This is a genomic window from Microcoleus harperi Pol14_C6, assembly GCF_036701295.1.
Classification (GTDB): Bacteria; Cyanobacteriota; Cyanobacteriia; order Cyanobacteriales; family Microcoleaceae; genus Microcoleus.
In genome coordinates, this window is sequence record NZ_JAUBQN010000034.1 from 15319 (window position 1) to 33786 (window position 18468).

Consider the following 18468-nt stretch of genomic DNA (forward strand, 5'->3'; position numbering starts at 1 on the left):
TCGCTTCTTGTGAAACAAAGCCCGCCTGCATGGACTGGAATAAATGACAGAATATATCTCGAATCTCGCCCAAATTGTCTCCGTTCAACCTTACCGGCTGCTGTTTGCGACTGTCAGCGGTTCGCACTTATACGGCTTTCCTTCCGCAGATTCTGACTTCGACTTGCGGGGAGTACACATTTTGCCACTACCGAAAGTAATTGGACTAATTTCTGGAGAAGAAACAATCGAAGTTTCTGAAGTTCGCGATGGAATGCAACTCGATTTAGTAACTCACGACATCAAGAAATTTTTTGAGTTGCTGTTGAAACGCAACGGCTACGTGCTAGAACAACTGTATTCGCCGCTCATAGTTTACACTACAAAGGAACACGAGGAATTAAAGGATATCGCCTCGAACTGCATTACCAAGCACCACAGCCACCACTATCTCGGTTTTGCTCAAACTCAATGGAAACTGTTTGAGAAAGAACGCCCGCGTCGGGTTAAGCCGCTGCTGTATGTTTACCGGGTGTTGCTGGCTGGTATTCACTTGATGCAAACCGGGGAAGTGGAGGCGAATTTGGTGAAACTTAACGAGAACTTCCAGTTGTCGTATATTCCCGATTTGATTGCGAGAAAGCTGGCTGGGGAGGAAAAATCTGTGCTGGAAGATACAGATATTGAATTTTATCAGCAAGAGCGCGATCGGCTAATTAATATATTAGAAGATGCAAGTTTTACAAGTCATTTGCCGTCAAATCCTAATGCAAAGGTTGCTCTTAGCGATTTTCTGGTAAAGGTGAGGATGTCATCTGTGAACTAAGCTGTTCCAAGCCTAATTAGTCGTTTGGTGCAGCAAGCACCCTACATATTCGTCTATTAGTCGTTTGGTGTGCCGAAAATCGCAGCACCTCCAGTCCAGGACGCATCAGTACCAAAGAAACCGGGTTTTTTATCGACATTAAACACCCGAATGGAGTATTTTCATCGTCGATCAAACCCGGTTTCAAGTGATTTACCTTGATACACTTGTGTTTGCTGGTTCGCTAATGCCAGCTAGGCCAATATTTCGATCGTCAGTAAGTTGTGGGTTTTTTCCTGGTATGTAAATATTCCAACTTACCCCCCCTAAATATATCTTGATATATGACATCAAGGCGTGGATAAATACAACGATGCCGAGCATTTCTAATGACTCTTCAACGGTCACTATTATCTGGTAAACTATATTATCCTCTCCCACTTTAGAAGCTTGGTATCCCCCTAGCAGTTCCATCCCCAATGCTCCTCCAATATAAATAGCACACGCTGCAACAAACATTTTTTTTGTAGGAAGAGGAAGGTGTAACAGAAACTTACTGTAGGATATGAGAAAGAGCGCTACTAGAAAACCGAACGGCACAATCCAAGTAAAGTAAAGAAATCCTGTGGTGGCATTTAGGAGACTTCGCATTGGATTTATCAAGTTTTCGTGCAATTGACCAGCTTCGTCTAAAGATAGATATAAAAATATGAATGATAAAATTTTCCAGTGACGATGGTAGCGACAACTATCCAAATTTTTCGCATAAGCAATCACACCTAGCAAGAGAGAACTAAATAGCAATGCCAAAACTGAGTATGCAGTTGGAATGTTCCGCTCGGAATCAACGCTGAATACCTTTACGAAGTAGTTTTCAGACGGGCTACCCGGCAAAAAGTACACAGTCATCTCACTTAAGAAAGATATTACAACTAGACAGGTAACCACTCGAAGCAAAAATTGGGTTACAGCCCCAGGAGCTAAAGGAATGTTGAATTTCATGTTCTTTTAAGTGTTATTTTAACCTTTGTTTAACGGAATCTTATCAAAAGAAAAAACGAATGCGGTCTACCCAAAGACAGAGAAGACTGCTGCGGGTGAATCCCTTCTTTTTGTTGTAAGCGTAAGATTATCGTAGGATTAAGGAATGTAGCAGACCTCGATCGCCATTGATTTTATCGTGAATATAGAATAAAAAAATATTTACTGAGAAGTAAATTATCTCTCTCCCAAAATGAAGCTGAAACCCTTACTAGGGTTGAGTCTAGTTCTAAATTCGCTCGATGTCTTCCAGAAAAACTCGGCTTCAGGAAGCCGAGATCCTTCAGTACCGAGGATTTCTGTAATCAAAGAGGATTACTGATCGATCGAGAGTGACCACTATGAGGTGAAATAACAGGCGAGTCGAGTGGTTCGCCGCCATTTGTTAACCTAGACTCCCCCCAGCGAGATCAAAATATTTTATTGTCCAAGTCAATTAGCTGTCAGTCAATTGCTGATTTCCCAAGTTTTTGCTGCTTTACTTATTTTTCGTACCTGCGCGGCGTGTAAACCCAAACATCTCCATATTTGCGGGGAATAATCCGAGTTTGACTCGAACCGACAATCACTAAAGTTCTCATGTCAGCGTCTTGCGGCTGGAATTCGCCGAGGGTACAAACGCGCACAGATTGGCCTGGGCGGCCGAGGTTTCGCCCTAGGATGACAGGGGTTTTAGCATCGCGACTTTGCAACAAAATCTCGATCGCCCTAGAGAGTTGCCAAATCCGCTGTTTCGAGATCGGATTGTAAAATGCGATCGCGAAATCTGCGATCGCAGCGGCCGCAATCCGCTGTTCAATGACCTCCCAAGGCTTGAGAATATCCGAAAGCGAAATCACGCAAAAATCGTGTCCGAGGGGTGCTCCGATCGCAGCAGCGGCCGCCTGCATGGCTGAAATGCCCGGTGCTACCCGAATATCGATGCCTTGCCATTCGGGTTTGGCATCAAAGTCCATTGCCTCAAACACCGCTGCAGCCATCGCAAAAATACCCGGATCTCCCGACGAAACCACGGCGACAGATTTTCCTGATGCTGCTAAATCTAGGGCAAAACGGGCGCGATCGATCTCTTCGCGGTTGTCGGAATCGTGCCGCTTTTGCCCTTCCCGCAGGGTTCCGGCTAAGTCGAGATAGAACTTGTAACCCACCCAATCCGTGGCTTCGCGCAGGATTTCCTTAACTTCCGGGGACATCCAGGGCGCGCCTCCGGGGCCGGTACCGACGATCGCCAGTTTGCCGCGGCTAATGCCGATCGCCCTAGCATCAAAGGGTTGGGCGGCCAGGGCGATCGCGCAATTCAGGGATAAAGTGCGATCGGGCTCGATTAAGTGACTGTTGGCACCGGCTGCTGTCAGGGCAATTTGTGCGGCCTGATTTTCGATGAATTCAATTGAGTCTAATTCGACAAGTTCGGAGAGATTGAAAAAGCGGACGGGGACTTTAAAATATTGTGAAACTGCTTCAAGTGCCGGATTTCCCATCTCCTCTTTTAATGCAAAAAATCCAGCTACGGAAGCTGCTGCTAAACCTGCATTTTCTAAGACTTGCTGCACTAATGAAACCGCTATTTCCGGCTCACTATTCGATATTTTTGTGAGGGCAACTGCCGCAATTTTCGGATGGTAAACTAAACAATCGGGCGTTGGCGCAATTGCTTTTTCGGTGACGCGGATGGTCGATCGGGCGTCGGGGGCGATCGGCAAATTGCTCTCGGAAAGCCAGCTTGCAGCCCCTTCTAGGCGTACTTTTGCCCCGGCGAGCAAATTTGAAATAAAAGTCTTCGCGTCCTCTGGATTCGCTAAATAATAGCCTTGGGGAGGACTCAGCAGCGCGGTGCGAAACCGGATATCTCCCGTGGTGGTAATTGCAGGTTGTACGCCGAGGGCTGCTGCAATCTCTCTGGCCAAATCATTAACGCCGTGCAAACCGCCCAGCAGCGGTACGACGGCGCTTCCGTCTTCTGCGACGGCTAAAACTGGCGGTTCGGCGCGTTTGTCTGACAGCAGCGGGGCGAGGGTACGGATGATAATTCCGGCGGCGCAGATGGCGATGATTGGGGTTTCTGTGGCAAACAATTCCCGCAATGTTTCGCCGAAGTTGCTAAAGTTGATGTCTGTGTCGGAAGTGCGATCGATTAAACCGTAAATCTGGGAACCGGCGAAATGTGCGGAGATTTTTTTGGCGATCGGCTGGCTGTTTAGACCTAAGATAACAATTGCGGGAGGAACTCGATTCACGGTTGTAAATATGGCTGTGTTTGGATTGGTTTGATTATTTTAATCGGTGCTTACTTTAATAAGACATAGTTGATGAACCGCGAAGGCGCGAAGTAAGAGAAAGCAGAAGTTTATTTTTTTTGTTCTGTCTGTCAGTGGCACAGGCAAGATGCCTGTGCATTTCTGCGATTAGTTTATCATTAAAAGAAGCAAATATTTCGAGGTTGGGCTGTGAAACGCATTGTCTTAATTGCAGGGTTTGAATCTTTTAATGCTGATTTGTACCGGAAAGCTGCCGAGTTGGCTGTTTCTGGGTGTCAGGGATTGGAAGTGCGGGTTTTTAGCGATCGCGCCCTCGTAGACGAGCCCGACGCTGTAGCAGCCGCCCTCTCTAATGCTGATGTGTTTTTCGGGAGTTTGCTGTTTGATTACGATGCGGTAATGTGGCTGCGAGAAAGGGTGCAGAATATTCCGATTCGCCTGGTTTTTGAGTCGGCTTTGGAATTGATGAGTCTTACTCAAATCGGTGCTTTTAAAATTGGCGACAAGCCGAAGGGAATGCCGAAGCCTGTTAAGTTTATTCTGGATAAGTTCAGCAATGGGCGAGAAGAAGATAAGCTGGCTGGTTATATCAGCTTTTTGAAGGTGGGGCCGAAATTATTAAAATATGTGCCGGTGCAAAAAGTGCAGGATTTGCGAAACTGGCTGATTATTTATGGTTACTGGAATGCGGGCGGGGCGGATAATGTTGTCTCAATGTTTTGGATTATTGCCGAAAAGTATTTGGGGCTGAAGGTGGCAGAAATTCCGCCGCCTGTGGAAACTCCCAATATGGGTTTATTGCATCCCGATTATAATGGTTATTTTGAATCGCCTCGGCAATATTTGGAATGGTATCTGAGTCATCAAAGTGCTAGGGGCGGGCAAGATGCCCGTTCCACAAAAGAGGCTAGACATCTTGATAGAAATACTTATAACGGGCAAGATGCCCGTTCCACAAAATTTGGAACCAATTGGTTCCCAAATTCATATCAAGTAAAATCCCCTGTTGTGGGCATCTTGCTTTACCGCAAACACGTTATCACCAAGCAGCCTTATATTCCTCAATTGATTCGCTATTTTGAAGATGCGGGAATTGTGCCTTTGCCGATTTTTATCAATGGCGTTGAGGGCCATGTAGCGGTGCGGGATTGGATGACGACTGCTGATGAAACGGCGCGCCGAAAACAAGGCAATATTGAAACTCTTTCGCTTTCTAAAGATGCTGTGGAAGTTGATGCGATTGTTTCTACTATTGGCTTTCCTTTGGTTGGCGGACCTGCTGGTTCGATGGAGGGCGGACGGCAGGTGGAAGTTGCTAAGCGCATTTTAACTGCTAAAAATGTACCTTATTTTGTGTCGGCACCTCTGCTGATTCAGGATATCCATTCTTGGACTCGTCAGGGGATTGGGGGTTTGCAAAGTGTGGTATTGTATGCTTTGCCTGAGTTGGATGGCGCGATCGATCCTGTTCCTCTGGGCGGTTTGGTGGGTGAGGATATTTATCTGGTGCCCGATCGCGCGAAACGCCTGACAAGTAGAATTAACAATTGGGTGAAGTTGCGCCAAACTCCGCCATCTGAAAGGAAAATTGCGATTATTCTCTACGGGTTTCCTCCCGGTTACGGTGCGGCGGGTACGGCTGCTTTATTAAATGTACCGAAATCGCTGCTAAATTTCCTGCACAAACTTCAAGCAGCAGGTTATACAGTTGGAGAAATTCCGGCTGACGGTGAGGAGTTAATTCGCAGGGTGAAAGAGGCGGATGATGCTGCAACCGCAGATGGGGGCGGATTAACGCGGATGAACGCAGATACGGAGGGAATTTACGGCAATACTGTTAATGTTAAAACTCTGGAGAAGTGGCTGGGGTATTTGTCAACAAGTCGTATTGAAAAACAGTGGAAATCTCTGACTGGTACTGGGATTAAGACAGAGGGCGACGAGTTCCAAATAGGTGGCATTCAACTGGGGAATGTTTGGATCGGTTTGCAGCCGCCGCTGGGAATTTCGGGCGATCCGATGCGCTTAATGTTCGATCGCGATTTGACGCCTCACCCTCAATATGCTGCTTTTTACAAGTGGCTGCAAAATGATTTGCAAGCTGATGCTGTGGTTCATTTCGGAATGCACGGCACTGTTGAATGGTTGCCCGGTTCTCCTCTGGGAAATACTGGCTATTCTTGGTCGGATATTTTGTTGGGAAGTTTGCCGAATCTTTATATCTATGCTGCGAACAATCCCTCGGAATCGATGTTGGCAAAACGGCGCGGTTACGGTGTTTTGATTTCTCACAATGTGCCACCCTACGGCCGCGCTGGCTTGTACAAGGAATTGATGGCTTTGCGGGATTTGATTGCGGAATATCGAGAAGATACTGCAAAAAATTATGTGCTGAAAGAGGCTATTTGTAAGAAAGTTTTAGATAGCGGTTTGGAGGCTGATTGTCCGTTTGATGAGGCTCGCAAGTTGGGTATGGCTTTTAGTTTGGAAACTGTGGGAATGTTCAGTGCTGAGGCTTTTAACCGCTATTTGGTGAAGCTTTACGAGTATTTGCAGGTGGTGGAATGTCGCTTGTTTTCTTCTGGTCTGCACGTTCTCGGAGAACCCCCTAATTCTGAGGAAATGACCTCTTATCTTGAGGCTTATTTTGGGGATAGGTTATCACAGGAACAGTTGCAAGAACTGGTTTTTGAAGAAAATGAACCGCAGAGGCGCCGAGGGCGCAGAGAGGAAGAGAAAGAGGGGTTTGATGGGGTTTTTGAGGAGGGTTTGTTGGTGCGGAATTTGTTGTTGCAAACGACGGATGAGTTGACTAATCTTTTGCGGGGTTTGAATGGGGAATATATTCTGCCTGCACCGGGTGGGGATTTGTTGCGGGATGGGGCTGGGGTGTTGCCAACTGGCAGGAATATTCACGCTTTAGACCCTTATCGGATGCCTTCTCCGGCTGCTTATGAAAGGGGGCGCGAAATTGCTCGGAAAATTATTGAGAAGCACGTTGAGGAACATGGGAATTATCCTGAGACTGTGGCGGTGATGTTGTGGGGTTTGGATGCGATTAAAACGCGGGGCGAATCTATTGGAATTCTGCTGGAATTGGTGGGGGCTGAACCTCTTAAAGAAGGTACTGGCCGCATTGTTCGCTATGAGTTAAAACCGTTAGCTGATGTCGGTCATCCCCGGATTGATGTGTTGGGAAATCTTTCGGGGATTTTTCGTGATAGCTTTGTGAATATTATTGAGTTGTTGGATGATTTGTTTGTGCGGGCGGCGGAGGCTGATGAACCGGAATCGGAGAATTTTATTCGCAAACACGCTTTGATTTTGCAAGCACAAGGCGTGCAGAATTATTCGGCAAGGTTGTTTTCTAATCCGGCTGGGGATTTTGGTTCTTTGGTTAACGATAGGGTTGTTGATGGTAGTTGGGAATCGGGGGATGAGTTGGGGAAAACTTGGGAAACTCGCAATGTTTTTAGTTACGGGAGGAAGGATAAGGGGGAAGCGAGACCGGAGGTTTTGACTCAGTTGTTGCAAGGGTGCGATCGCATAATTCAAGAAATTGATTCTGTTGAATACGGTTTGACTGATATTCAAGAGTATTATGCGAATACTGGCGGTTTGAAGAAAGCCGCAGAAAAGCAGCGCGGCAAAAAGGTTAACACGAGTTTTGTAGAAAGTTTTTCTCAGGATACCACTCCGCGCAATTTAGAAGATTTGCTGCGCTTGGAATATCGAACTAAGTTGCTAAATCCTAAGTGGGCTAACGCGATGGTCAATCAAGGTTCTGGCGGCGCTTATGAAATTTCGCAGCGGATGACGGCATTAATTGGTTGGGGTGGAACGGCTGATTTTACTGATAGTTGGGTTTACGATCAGGCTGCTGATACTTATGCTTTGGATGAGGAGATGGCGCGGAAGTTGCGCGAGGCAAATCCTGAAGCTTTTCGCAATATTGTCGGCAGAATGTTGGAGGCTAACGGGCGGGGTTTTTGGCTGCCGGATGCGGATAAGTTGCAGCAGTTGCGCGAGTTGTACGAGTTGACTGATGAGAAAATTGAAGGGGTGACAGTGTAGTTTTTTTAGTCTAAATATTTAGGGGCGGGCTAGAAGCCCACCCCACAATAGTTTCCAATTTTTTCAGGTGCAAGTTAGAGTCGCGGCTATTAAATACCCCGATCGCCCTGCGGTTTTGCTACTGGAACTGACGGTTTATTGTTGGGAGAATTAAAAGCTCGATCGACCATATCTCCAAAGGGAACAAACTGCGGTGCAGACGATTGAGCTCCGGTTCTGAACGTTGTAACTGGCCCGCTGCCGTCTTGGGCAAAATTAATCAATCTCGTTAAAGCTTCACCGGGATTTTTAGCATTTCGCTTGTCTAAGGTGAACAGCAGATTTTGAGAGTTGCAGCGCCCCTGTCCGTTCACGTAACAAACTACGGGCAAGTTATTAACAATTCCTGTTGTTAACTGCAAGCTGCTCAATCTTCCGCCATTCTGGGCAACAGCTTTTGTCAATCTATTGGAAACAATTTGGCAGCGCTGCCAAGGTGTATATTCGCGGCCGAACTCGGTAGATTTCCAAAGAATCATCGGATCTGTCGTGACATTTCCTCGCCGTGCAATTGTGACAAAATTTCGGCCGGAAGTAACGCACTGAAATGTTGTTCTAGTGCTATTCCAAGGGTTGCTGGTAGCTGCTTGCACTTGGCTTGCAAAGGCGACAGTACCGGCGAAAACTAAAGCGGATGCTAATAAAGGTGCAGTCAATTTCATAATAACTCCTGCCGCTAAGGCAGTTAAATTTATGTAGGAAGTCATAGTTGTAGGGACAGGGCAGTGTCGTGTCCCTACCTATTCAGATTCTGCTGGTTGGCTGTCGCACCCGGATATTTTTCAAATATTAAATTAGGTTAGTGGCACATCATATCTGTAGGTACCTGGCACTGCCGTGTCGTTGTTTCAAAACTTGGGAACGCGGCTTTAGGGAGACGGCAGTCCCGTGTCCTTGTTTTAAAACTTCCAGGCCACCGCGGCACAAGTTTCCTAGATAGTCTTTTTAGCTACATTCTGCAAAGCCAGGAGAGTCAACAATGGTAAGTAAAACTACAAAGACAGCTCCGAAATTGGCTGGCAAATAACTTTTTATGAAACCTCGAATCATTGTTTGCGGGTTGGGCCACACGGGACACAAGATTTTTTGTTTGTTGAGACAGCAAGGAGCGATCGCGATCGGTATTAGCGATCGCCCAATTCGCGGCGAAACTTCTGATGTGGTTGTCGGCAATTTGCAAGCAGCTTCTACCTTGTTGGCGGCTGGCATTCAAAAAGCTCACACTTTAGTAATTGCAGCAGACGATGATGCTGTGAATTTGGCAATTTTGATGCAAGCGAGGATTCTCAATCCTCAGATTCGCATCATCAACAGATTGTTCAATACTAGCTTGGGCGACAGAATTGACCACACTTTGCCCGATCACGCTTCCATGAGCGTTTCATCGTTGGCGGCTCCGGTTTTTGCTTTTGCGGCTCTCGGAAGTCAGGCGATCGGACAGTTGCGTTTGTTCGATCGCACTTGGCCGATTCACGAAGAATATATCGATGAAACACATTCTTGGAAAAATCGAAAACTGAGCGATTTGTGGGACGATCGCTCGCGAATGTTGATTTATTATCTCCCGGCTGCTAACAAAACTGATTTAGTATCGGCGGTGCTTGCCGATCGGCAGTGTCAGCAGGGCGATCGGCTAATTGTTGCCACTCAGCCGACTATCCGCAGCCCCCAAAAAACTTTCACTCAAAAACTGCTCAAAACCTTAACTAACCTGCGCCGATTTCAGCAGCACAGCCAAGCAGCAGTAATTGTTGTACTGACACTGCTGTCAATGATTGCCGTTGCTACTGCTACCTATATTTGTGTTGAGGATAATATCTCAATTGTCGATTCTCTCTATTTTTCAGTAGGGATGATTACCGGAGCCGGAGGCTATGAAAAAGTGGCAGAACAAGCTCCTGAAAGCATTAAACTATTTACAGTTGTCATGATGTTAGTTGGAGCCGGAATCATCGGCATCTGCTACGCACTGCTCAACGATTATGTATTGGGAACTCGGTTTACCGAATATTGGGATGTGGCGCGAGTTCCGCAGCGCAATCATTACATTATCTGCGGGCTCGGAGGAATAGGTATCCAAATTGCTAAAGAACTGCACACTAACGGTTACGATATTGTGGTAATCGAGCAAGATCCGAACTGCCGATTTCTGAGTACGGCTCGCTCAATGAAAATTCCGGTAATTCAGGGAAGTGCCAGTTTGCCCGCAACTTTGGAAGCTGCTAATGTTAAGCAAGCGGCAGCACTTTTGGCGGTAACTAGCAGCGATATGTCTAATGTCGAAATTGCCTTGAGCGCTAAAGGATTGGCACCAAAACTATCAGTTATTGTCCGCAACCAAGATCCACATTTTGCTTTGATGGTGCAGCAAGTTTTTGAGTTTGAAGGAGTTTTGAACCCGACGGAATTGGCGGCTCCTGCTTTCGCGGCGGCGGCAATTGGAGGCAGAATTTTGGGCAACGGGATGACTGCTGATAGTCTCTGGGTTTGCTTGGCCACATTGATTACGCCAAACCATCCTTTCTGTGGCCACCGTATTCAAGATGCTGCTAAGTCTGCGGATTTTGTCCCTCTTTATGTGGAAACTAAGTGTCAAACTCTCCACGGCTGGGATTTACTGAATTGTTGTTTGACTATGGGGGATGTTTTGTATTTGACTATGCCGGCGAATCGGTTGGAGCAACTGTGGAGAACGACCTCGGAATTAATTAAAACTTAATGGTTTTACGCGGAATCTATGTTGCCGATCGCTCAATTGCAACTACAAACCTGATAAAATGGGCCCTGTATAGTAAATAGGACTTACGGCTAATCCTCAGAAATCCGGTTTCTTAGGCCAAGTTCTAGTATAAATAACCAACAGAGTCTCAATTAGTTACGGTTTAGAATGAGAAAATTTTTAGCATTATGTGTGTTTGGGCTGATAATGGCGATCGCCTCTGTAGCTGTCGCCGCTCAACCTTTGTTTCTCGCTTATCCTCCAGCCAACCACAAAACTACAGCCGATCGCATCTTTTTAATCGGCACAGCGCCCGCACCGGGACAAGTGTTAGTAAATGGCAACCAAATTTCTCGCACCGCATCCGGGCATTTCGCCCCGACTTTTCCGCTGCAACTCGGCGAAAATCTCTTTACATTGCGTTACGAAAATCAGGAAGTCAAAATTAAGGTGACGCGCGAGTCTAATCAGCCGGAAGCCCCTGTAGGATTGGCTTTTGCTAAAGATTCCCTGACGCCGAAAGTCGATGTTGCGAGTTTGCCGGGAGAATATATTTGCTTTGGGGCGATCGCACCTGCGAATGCTCAAGTTTCGGTAAAATTGGCGGGCGTTACTATTCCTTTAAAAGCGCGATCGCAAGTCGAATTACCCGACAACGCATCTGTACTGTTAGACGCAAATTCCCCCATCAAAAAAGGCGGCAGCCAACAGTATCAAGGTTGTGCTAAAACTCCCCCCACCCCACCCTTGGCAACGGGGAGCAATGAGTCTAAATCTTCCCTACCAAAGGCTGAAAAAGTTGATTTAGGAGTGCCTGTATTTGAGCTAACAATGAACGATCGAACTATCAGCCAGCAGGGTACTGGCAAGATTTCTATTCTTTCTCCGGCTGACTTAGAAATAGCCGAAGTAACAGCAGATCCTGGTGTCGCCAGAACCGGGGCGAGTACAGATTTTTCTCGGATGACACCGCTGCCGAAGGGAACGCGAGCAACAATTATCGGCCGCGAGGGAGAATGGATTCGACTCGATTACGGTGCTTGGATTAAAGCATCGGAAGTGCGAATTGTCCAGGATTCAGTGCCTCCCAGATCGATTATTCGCAGCGCCAGTTCGCGTCAAGTTTCCGGCTGGACAGAGGTCTTATTTCCCTTAGAAATACCCGTCCCAGTCACTGTGCAAGAAGGAGAACGCACCTTCACTTTAACGCTGTACAATACCACCGCTCAAACTGACATTATTCGCGTTTCTGAGGACCCCGTAATTTCACGTTTGGAATGGGAACAAATCTCGCCGCTGCAAGTAAAATACACTTTTAATCTCAAATCTACCCAGCAGTGGGGTTACAAGCTGAGATACGACGGTACAACTTTAGTGCTGTCTTTAAAACACCCGCCCGCGAATACAAGCATGATGCCGATTTCGACAGAAAAACCGCTGTCGGGAATTAAGATTCTCATCGATCCGGGACACGGCGGGCCGGAGGATGGAGGCGCTGTAAGTCCAGTGGGGATTAGAGAAAAAACAGTAGCTTTAACGGTGTCGAAATTGGTGCAAGAGGAATTGGTAAATCGGGGCGCGAATGTGGTAATGACGCGGGTAGAAGATGTCGATTTGGATTTGCCGCCGAGGGTGGAAATGATTCAAAAAGAAGAACCTGCGATCGCAATTTCAATTCACTACAATGCTTTGCCGGATAACGGCGATGCCATTAAGACTAAAGGCGTCGCCGCTTTCTGGTTTCACCCGCAAGCGCACAGTTTGGCAATGTTTTTGCACAATTATTTAATTGCCAAGTTAAACCGTCCGAGCTATGGTGTATTCTGGAACAACTTAGCCATGACTCGTCCTGCAGTTACTCCATCTGTTTTAATGGAATTGGGATTTTTGATTAATCCCGAAGAGTTTGAATGGATTGTGAATCCGACAGAACAAAAGAAATTAGCTGAGGCGATCGCCCAAGGTGTTACCGAATGGTTTGCCTCGGTCAAATAATAGTTAGTAGTAACGACTGAAGTTTTTTTCTCAAAAATCATAGTCAGGACTTCAGATCTGCCAATCCAAGGAAATGAAATAATGCTAATTTTTACTCAATCAAAAGCCTTTTTTATTGCAGCCGTCGTTGCAAGTCTTAGCTTCTCACTTTACAGTTTTCCTGTTTTCGGCAAACAGCAAAGTCTTTCTCCCGCAAAAGCCGAATCTTTAAAAAAGCAAACTCAATGCTCGTTTATTACAGGTGAAGGTGGCGCTGTTAACATTCGCAAAGGCCCAGGCACTAAGTACGCGGTTGTTGCTAAATTGAAAAGAGGAGACGGAGTTAGGGCTGTCAGCAGACAAGGTAATTGGGTGAAGATTGCGGCCAGATTTTCGGGTAATCCTCCTAATGAAACTTTGACAATCCTTGACGGTTGGGTGAACAATCAATTTATTAATGGCTGTTCCGAAGACCAATTTGACAGGTGGCGGAAATAGGGAACTGGGTTTGTAGTAAGGACTTCACTCCTCAGTTTATATCGGGAATAAAAACCTCACTACAAACCACACCGGGAGATTTTTAAAAGTGGTACAAAAAAGAGGATCGCCCTGATTCATTGTTGCATTCTCAACCAGCTAAACACTTGTTCGGCGGTGATATTCAGGGGAATCATTTCGGGTACAGGAAGGACATGGCTACCTTCGCAGAATTGCGGTTGTTGGTTGGGCAAAAACGCTAAAATCGATCGAACGTCTGGATCGATTAGCTACCCCAACTGACAATTATGTTGCAGACAGTGAATAATTTTTATAGTTACGCGATTTGAGCTTTGCTGTGGCGACAGGATTTCGATCGCCCAATACGGTGCAATTCGCACATAATCCACTGGTTTCGCCACTGTCATCAAATTGAATCTGTTCCCATAATAGTAGCGCAATATCTGGAACAATCTATCGACCGTCAAAGGTACACCGCAACTCTGAAAACGCATAAGCTATCTTTGGAGTTTCCGTCACCTGATTAATTTCGTTGCAGGCTTTGGATTGCAATCGGCTGTGCTTTATTTGGGGCAGCGGTTTTTGGATAATTTCCTCTTCAATGTATTCGCTGGCAGGTTTAGTTTCTGGCAGTTTCATAAATTCTTCCAGGGTGAGACGCCCAGTTGCGATTGTCATAAATAAATTCCTCGATTATACCTATCTTCAGTGTAAGAAAAAAAATATTTATCTTGCCTAAAAACGGTGTTAAATAGCCTAATTTTCCGGAACAATCTGCTGTTTAAATTCAAACAAATTACGATTTGTAGGGTCATAAAAAGCCCGCAACCAATGCACGTTTGGAGAACCAAAAGTTTCAACCCTAGTAAAATTTTTCATTCTCGGTAGTTGAGTCTCATCGGTAAAATGGGGTAAAGGTTTATCGATGCGGAAATAGTGAGTATCGCCGTGGACGAATACAACCTGCCCTGGGAAATTGCCTGTTTCTGTTTCCAAAGTTGCGATGAAACCGTTATAGCCACTTCTTCTTTTGTCCGTCGGATCGAGTTCAAATCCCGGATTGGCCTGTGCCACTAATATAATTGCTTTGCTGTTGCTGCGTTTTGCTTTAGCAAAACATTCTTTGATCCAGGCTAAGTTAGCTGAATTGCGATCGGCATATTCTGCATCTGCTTCGGGAGTGCGACCAAAATTGTTGTTGCTTCCCGGCATATTAATCGCCAAAAACACAACTCCATGATAAATCCAGCGAACATTTTCGCGGAATTTAGCAAACTGCGGGTTTTCACTTTGACGAGTGAGAGTTAAGGTGCGCTTTCCCAAACTTTGATTACCCTGGTTGAAGATTTCCCGCAGTTTAGCGAGTCTTTCTACTGGATCGTAACTGCCGTTATTTGAACGGTGGCAATCCGTCCATTCATTGTCACCATAGGCAAAAATAAACGGTATCTCAAAATTGTCAAATAACTGCTTGCGACTGACAAAAGTTGCATCATCACAGACACTAGAACCGTTTTTAATGTCGCCGTCGTGGACTACAAACGCTGCGGGCGATCGATTGATATCTGCAATCAAATTCGGAAATTTTGCTTCCTGTTCGGCACTGTAGGGCAAATCGCCAATTAAGGCAAATTCAAAAGGCTGTGAAGCGAAGCTATCCCGAAGGGAATCGCCCGAAGTTTGAGCGTAAGTGAAAACCCCAAAACCCGTAATTGCTATAAAAATAATAAAGGCAAGAATTAGATAGTTTTTTTTCATGTTGTGAGCATTAAGTAAATTAATTATGATACCATATGAGCCGACAAATTACTCTAAAAAATCATGAATTTTCGTCGGTTGCTCTCGATAATTGCTATGCTTTCGCTCGCAGGCTGCAATATCCAAACGCCACAAACTAACACACAGCCTACAGAAAGTCGATCGCCAATTGCAGCCCCTGTTCCCGCCGAACCAAAGTCTGAGATCGAAGAAGCAAAACTAATTGCTGTCGGCGACATCATGATGCACAGTACCCAAACGCGATCGGGCTACGACGCAAAAAAGAAAACATACAATTTTGACACTTTCTTCGCACCAGTTAAAAGTATCCTGTCAACAGGCGATTGGGTGATCGGAAATCTCGAAACACCTTTAGCGGGCGAAGATGCGGGCGGATATACGGGATATCCGCTATTTAACGCACCGGCTGAATTAGCGGATGCTGCTAATTCAGCCGGATTTAATATCTTGACAACCGCGAACAATCATGCTTTAGACCGGGGAGAAAAAGGAGTAATTAGGACGATCGCCAATCTGAGCGATCGCAAAATTGCCTCAACAGGAACAGCCACATCAGCCGCCGAGGCTTCACGCACTTTAATCAGCACCAAAAACAACATTTCATTAGCCCTGCTAGCCTACACCTACGGCACCAACGGCATTCCCATACCCAAAGGCAAAGACTACTTAGTTTCGCTAATAGACGAAAAAAAGATAGTCAAAGACATTGCTAAAGCCCGAAAACAAGGAGCAGATATTATCGCAATTTCCCTGCATTTTGGCAATGAATATGAGCGACAGCCAAACAGCCAACAAAAACAATTAGTGGAAAACCTATTAAAAGCTGGTGCAGACATCATTCTCGGCAGCCATCCCCACGTCGTCCAACCTTACAAAATTTTTAACTTTCCCGGAAAAAATGGCAAAAGTCGCAAAGCTGTAGCAATTTATTCAATGGGAAACTTCATTTCCGGTCAGAATAAAAAATATACAGACGTAGGCGTAATTTTGCAAGTAAATATTCGCAAAATATTTCCCCAAAAAACTACAGAAATTACCAGCATCAAAACCATTCCGACTTGGGTACACCGCTATACTCAGAACAATAAAACCAACTATCGCGTTTTGCCCTTAGAAACAACGGTCACCCAGAAAAAAGATGCACTGCTAGCAAGTTCGCAGTATCCAGTTTTAGCAAAATACTTGCAGGATATGAACAATCATCTTAACTCTTTGAATAGTCCGAAAAACTCCCAATAATTTGGCATTGAGAATTGGGAATTCGGCATTAGTTATTAGAATAGAAGGCCTAGCCGAGCGATTTGTATTGCCAGGCAGTGTCCATTGTTAAGGTAACAGCTTAAGCTAGGGAAGCATTTGTCAATCAGCAATTATGGTCAGAATTTACTCAAGTTTTTGGTAGAAAACTTAGATTTGGGCGATCGAACAATCATGCCCAATCTTCAGCAAATAAATTTACCTAAGCTTGGATATCCTTTCCAATCAGTGCGAAATTGGCAGCAGAATACTGCGTCATATTAACTCCGCTAGCATCGAATTGTAAAATCGAATCAACAGTCAATACTCAACTATCATTCAGTTTTTCGAGTAACAGTTAACAGTCAACAGTCAACAATAATTCCGGTGCAACCGGAATTGAGATAAATTGACCCCTGGTAAGCTTTAGAAGCAATCATGTATCCAACGGAAGAGGGTGTAGTGGAGTAGAGCGACTTTTCTTTTTGTGATTGTATTCTTCCGATACGCCAAGATAATCTGATGGTTGATATCTGCCGAAGATCTCAGCGAAAATGTTAGGCAGTTTTCGATAAGGAGAAACACCCATATCTTTAAGCATGATGTCAATATATTGTTGAAAGCGAGTGTTAATCGCACAGGATCGCGAAGGTTCAAATTGAATATTGGCGCGTTTCCACTCGCGGATATATTCAATACTTTTTTCCATATTTTCGCAGGAAGGTAACTCAAGTTCACCACGCAAGTAAGCACACAGCCACTGTGTGGCAATTTCGACTGCTGGCACGTGCATATATCCATGATTGAACCCGGCAAAGGCAATGCCAGGAATGCGAGGATGAAGCAAGTGGCGATATAACTGCACGCCATCGGGTTCGGTTTCCAACATTTTTCGATATTTATCAGGCAAAAATGGAAAAACCGGCGTTTGCGAACCCAAAGATAGAACGACTAAATCGCATGGAATCTCGCAACCATTTTTCAACTTTACTGATTCTCGTGAAAAACCCGATAATTCTGTACGGTGGGGCGAGATTTTTCCTTCTGCAATAAACGGATAGTAATTTTCAGGGGCAACCGCTGTGGCTGAACGTAAATCAGGCAAGAGTTTGTGATCTGGTTGTACAGCTTTGATGCGACGCTGGGCCTCTCGATCTTTTCCAGAAACATTTCGCTGAACTTGAAAGCGGAAGATGGATGCAATCAAATCCCAAAAAGCTGAAACAATGAAACCAAGGCGATTGTGCAGGAAACGTTCAATGGCGGTTGGATGTGCCCAACTTGTCATCATCACTGTTCCAAAACGGCTGAATAATGCGTAGGTAAAATGTACCCCCAAAATCCGTTCTGGCACAAGCCAGCGCGGTGTACGAAATACATGATTTACTTGTGCGCCTTGTTTGGCTGCGAAAGTTGCCATGTCCAAAGCGCTTTTTCCGAAGCCAACGATTACAACTCGTTGATTATCGAATATATCAAGCGTGTGGACATCCCGTTCAGTGATGATTTTCCCGCCGAAATCTTCTATACCTGGAAATTCAGGTTGATACTTTCCTTCTGTATATTGCCCAACTGAGATAACGACGTATCCAAATAATTCTTCGTAAACTCTATCCTGGTTTTTATATTTTAATAGCCAGCCATCTTCTGTTTCTTTGAGATCCATAACTTCATGATTTAACCGCACATCAAGATTTAAATGGTTGACCGCTTGCTCCAAATAATTCAGGATTTGTTCTCCGGTGGGATGTAAATCAGGGGTGAATGGCCAGGGAAAATCAGATAAATGATACTGTTCCCTGATATTTTGCAGGTGTACGTTTGGGTATGCAAGTGCCCATACTCCGCCAACCTGTTCGCATTTCTCGAAAACAACTGCTGCGAAACCATTTTTATTGAGAATATGGGCTGTCGTAATGCCTGATATTCCCGCCCCAATAATGGCAATTGGCATACCGCTTTTGTATTGCATATATTTGAGTCTCCTTATTTGGTATGGGTATTAGAATAATTTTACTGAGGCAGTGACCAGCAACCGGAAAGCCTTGCACTGAGAAAATTTTTAA

The 18468-nt window shown here is 45.3% G+C and carries 13 protein-coding genes; 6 read left to right on the plus strand and 7 right to left on the minus strand.

Annotation, left to right across the window (positions count from 1 at the left end; translation table 11 throughout):
* Window positions 1-43: 43 nt before the first annotated feature.
* Complete coding sequence (locus tag QUA27_RS20630; protein ID WP_333070070.1) at window positions 44-805, plus strand: nucleotidyltransferase domain-containing protein; 762 nt, start codon at window positions 44-46, stop codon at window positions 803-805.
* 192 nt (window positions 806-997) lie between these two features.
* Here QUA27_RS20630 and QUA27_RS20635 read toward each other — a convergent pair whose 3' ends face one another.
* Window positions 998-1786 carry a DUF8692 domain-containing protein gene (locus QUA27_RS20635; protein ID WP_333070071.1) on the minus strand — a complete coding sequence of 263 codons (789 nt, stop codon included), beginning with the start codon at window positions 1784-1786 and terminating at the stop codon, window positions 998-1000.
* A gap of 521 nt (window positions 1787-2307) precedes the next feature.
* Window positions 2308-4062 (minus strand): precorrin-3B C(17)-methyltransferase, encoded by a 1755-nt coding sequence (cobJ, locus tag QUA27_RS20640; RefSeq protein ID WP_333070073.1) that lies wholly within the window; start codon window positions 4060-4062, stop codon window positions 2308-2310.
* A 210-nt stretch (window positions 4063-4272) separates the two neighbouring features.
* Between cobJ and bchH the strand changes: the two genes are divergently transcribed.
* Window positions 4273-8157 carry a magnesium chelatase subunit H gene (bchH, locus tag QUA27_RS20645; RefSeq protein ID WP_333070074.1) on the plus strand — a complete coding sequence of 1295 codons (3885 nt, stop codon included), beginning with the start codon at window positions 4273-4275 and terminating at the stop codon, window positions 8155-8157.
* An 89-nt stretch (window positions 8158-8246) separates the two neighbouring features.
* Here the strand turns inward: bchH and QUA27_RS20650 are convergent, their stop codons facing one another.
* Window positions 8247-8858, minus strand: a complete 612-nt coding sequence (locus QUA27_RS20650; RefSeq protein ID WP_333070075.1) for a COP23 domain-containing protein — start codon at window positions 8856-8858, stop codon at window positions 8247-8249.
* 371 nt (window positions 8859-9229) lie between these two features.
* Between QUA27_RS20650 and QUA27_RS20655 the strand changes: the two genes are divergently transcribed.
* The 3 genes from QUA27_RS20655 (at window position 9230) to QUA27_RS20665 (ending at window position 13387) form a co-directional block, all read left to right on the plus strand.
* Window positions 9230-10915, plus strand: coding sequence for a potassium channel family protein (locus QUA27_RS20655; protein WP_333070076.1), 1686 nt, complete (start codon window positions 9230-9232; stop codon window positions 10913-10915).
* A 168-nt stretch (window positions 10916-11083) separates the two neighbouring features.
* Window positions 11084-12910: an N-acetylmuramoyl-L-alanine amidase family protein gene (locus tag QUA27_RS20660; RefSeq protein ID WP_333070077.1), complete on the plus strand. Its 1827-nt coding sequence runs from the start codon at window positions 11084-11086 to the stop codon at window positions 12908-12910.
* Between the two features lie 81 nt (window positions 12911-12991).
* Window positions 12992-13387 carry an SH3 domain-containing protein gene (locus QUA27_RS20665; RefSeq protein WP_333070078.1) on the plus strand — a complete coding sequence of 132 codons (396 nt, stop codon included), beginning with the start codon at window positions 12992-12994 and terminating at the stop codon, window positions 13385-13387.
* 269 nt (window positions 13388-13656) lie between these two features.
* Here QUA27_RS20665 and QUA27_RS20670 read toward each other — a convergent pair whose 3' ends face one another.
* From QUA27_RS20670 to QUA27_RS20680, 3 genes are all read right to left on the minus strand, one after another.
* Complete coding sequence (locus QUA27_RS20670) at window positions 13657-13794, minus strand: PDDEXK family nuclease (protein ID WP_333070079.1); 138 nt, start codon at window positions 13792-13794, stop codon at window positions 13657-13659.
* A 46-nt stretch (window positions 13795-13840) separates the two neighbouring features.
* Window positions 13841-14065 carry a Uma2 family endonuclease gene (locus tag QUA27_RS20675; RefSeq protein ID WP_333070081.1) on the minus strand — a complete coding sequence of 75 codons (225 nt, stop codon included), beginning with the start codon at window positions 14063-14065 and terminating at the stop codon, window positions 13841-13843.
* Window positions 14066-14143: 78 nt separating this feature from the next.
* Window positions 14144-15145 (minus strand): hypothetical protein, encoded by a 1002-nt coding sequence (locus QUA27_RS20680; RefSeq protein ID WP_333070082.1) that lies wholly within the window; start codon window positions 15143-15145, stop codon window positions 14144-14146.
* A gap of 63 nt (window positions 15146-15208) precedes the next feature.
* Between QUA27_RS20680 and QUA27_RS20685 the strand changes: the two genes are divergently transcribed.
* Window positions 15209-16405, plus strand: coding sequence for a CapA family protein (locus QUA27_RS20685; RefSeq protein ID WP_333070083.1), 1197 nt, complete (start codon window positions 15209-15211; stop codon window positions 16403-16405).
* 433 nt (window positions 16406-16838) lie between these two features.
* Here the strand turns inward: QUA27_RS20685 and QUA27_RS20690 are convergent, their stop codons facing one another.
* On the minus strand, window positions 16839-18374 hold the full coding sequence (locus tag QUA27_RS20690) for a flavin-containing monooxygenase (RefSeq protein WP_333070085.1): 1536 nt from the start codon (window positions 18372-18374) through the stop codon (window positions 16839-16841).
* Window positions 18375-18468 lie beyond the last annotated feature (94 nt).

Coding starts and splice junctions, on each gene's coding strand:
- QUA27_RS20655 (WP_333070076.1), top strand. CDS start 9,230: ATGAAACCTCGAATCATTGTTTGCGGGTTGGGCCACACGGGACACAAG.
- QUA27_RS20650 (WP_333070075.1), bottom strand. CDS start 8,858: ATGAAATTGACTGCACCTTTATTAGCATCCGCTTTAGTTTTCGCCGGT.
- QUA27_RS20635 (WP_333070071.1), bottom strand. CDS start 1,786: ATGAAATTCAACATTCCTTTAGCTCCTGGGGCTGTAACCCAATTTTTG.
- QUA27_RS20665 (WP_333070078.1), top strand. CDS start 12,992: ATGCTAATTTTTACTCAATCAAAAGCCTTTTTTATTGCAGCCGTCGTT.
- QUA27_RS20685 (WP_333070083.1), top strand. CDS start 15,209: ATGAATTTTCGTCGGTTGCTCTCGATAATTGCTATGCTTTCGCTCGCA.
- QUA27_RS20630 (WP_333070070.1), top strand. CDS start 44: ATGACAGAATATATCTCGAATCTCGCCCAAATTGTCTCCGTTCAACCT.
- QUA27_RS20675 (WP_333070081.1), bottom strand. CDS start 14,065: ATGACAATCGCAACTGGGCGTCTCACCCTGGAAGAATTTATGAAACTG.
- QUA27_RS20670 (WP_333070079.1), bottom strand. CDS start 13,794: ATGACAGTGGCGAAACCAGTGGATTATGTGCGAATTGCACCGTATTGG.
- QUA27_RS20660 (WP_333070077.1), top strand. CDS start 11,084: ATGAGAAAATTTTTAGCATTATGTGTGTTTGGGCTGATAATGGCGATC.
- QUA27_RS20690 (WP_333070085.1), bottom strand. CDS start 18,374: ATGCAATACAAAAGCGGTATGCCAATTGCCATTATTGGGGCGGGAATA.
- QUA27_RS20680 (WP_333070082.1), bottom strand. CDS start 15,145: ATGAAAAAAAACTATCTAATTCTTGCCTTTATTATTTTTATAGCAATT.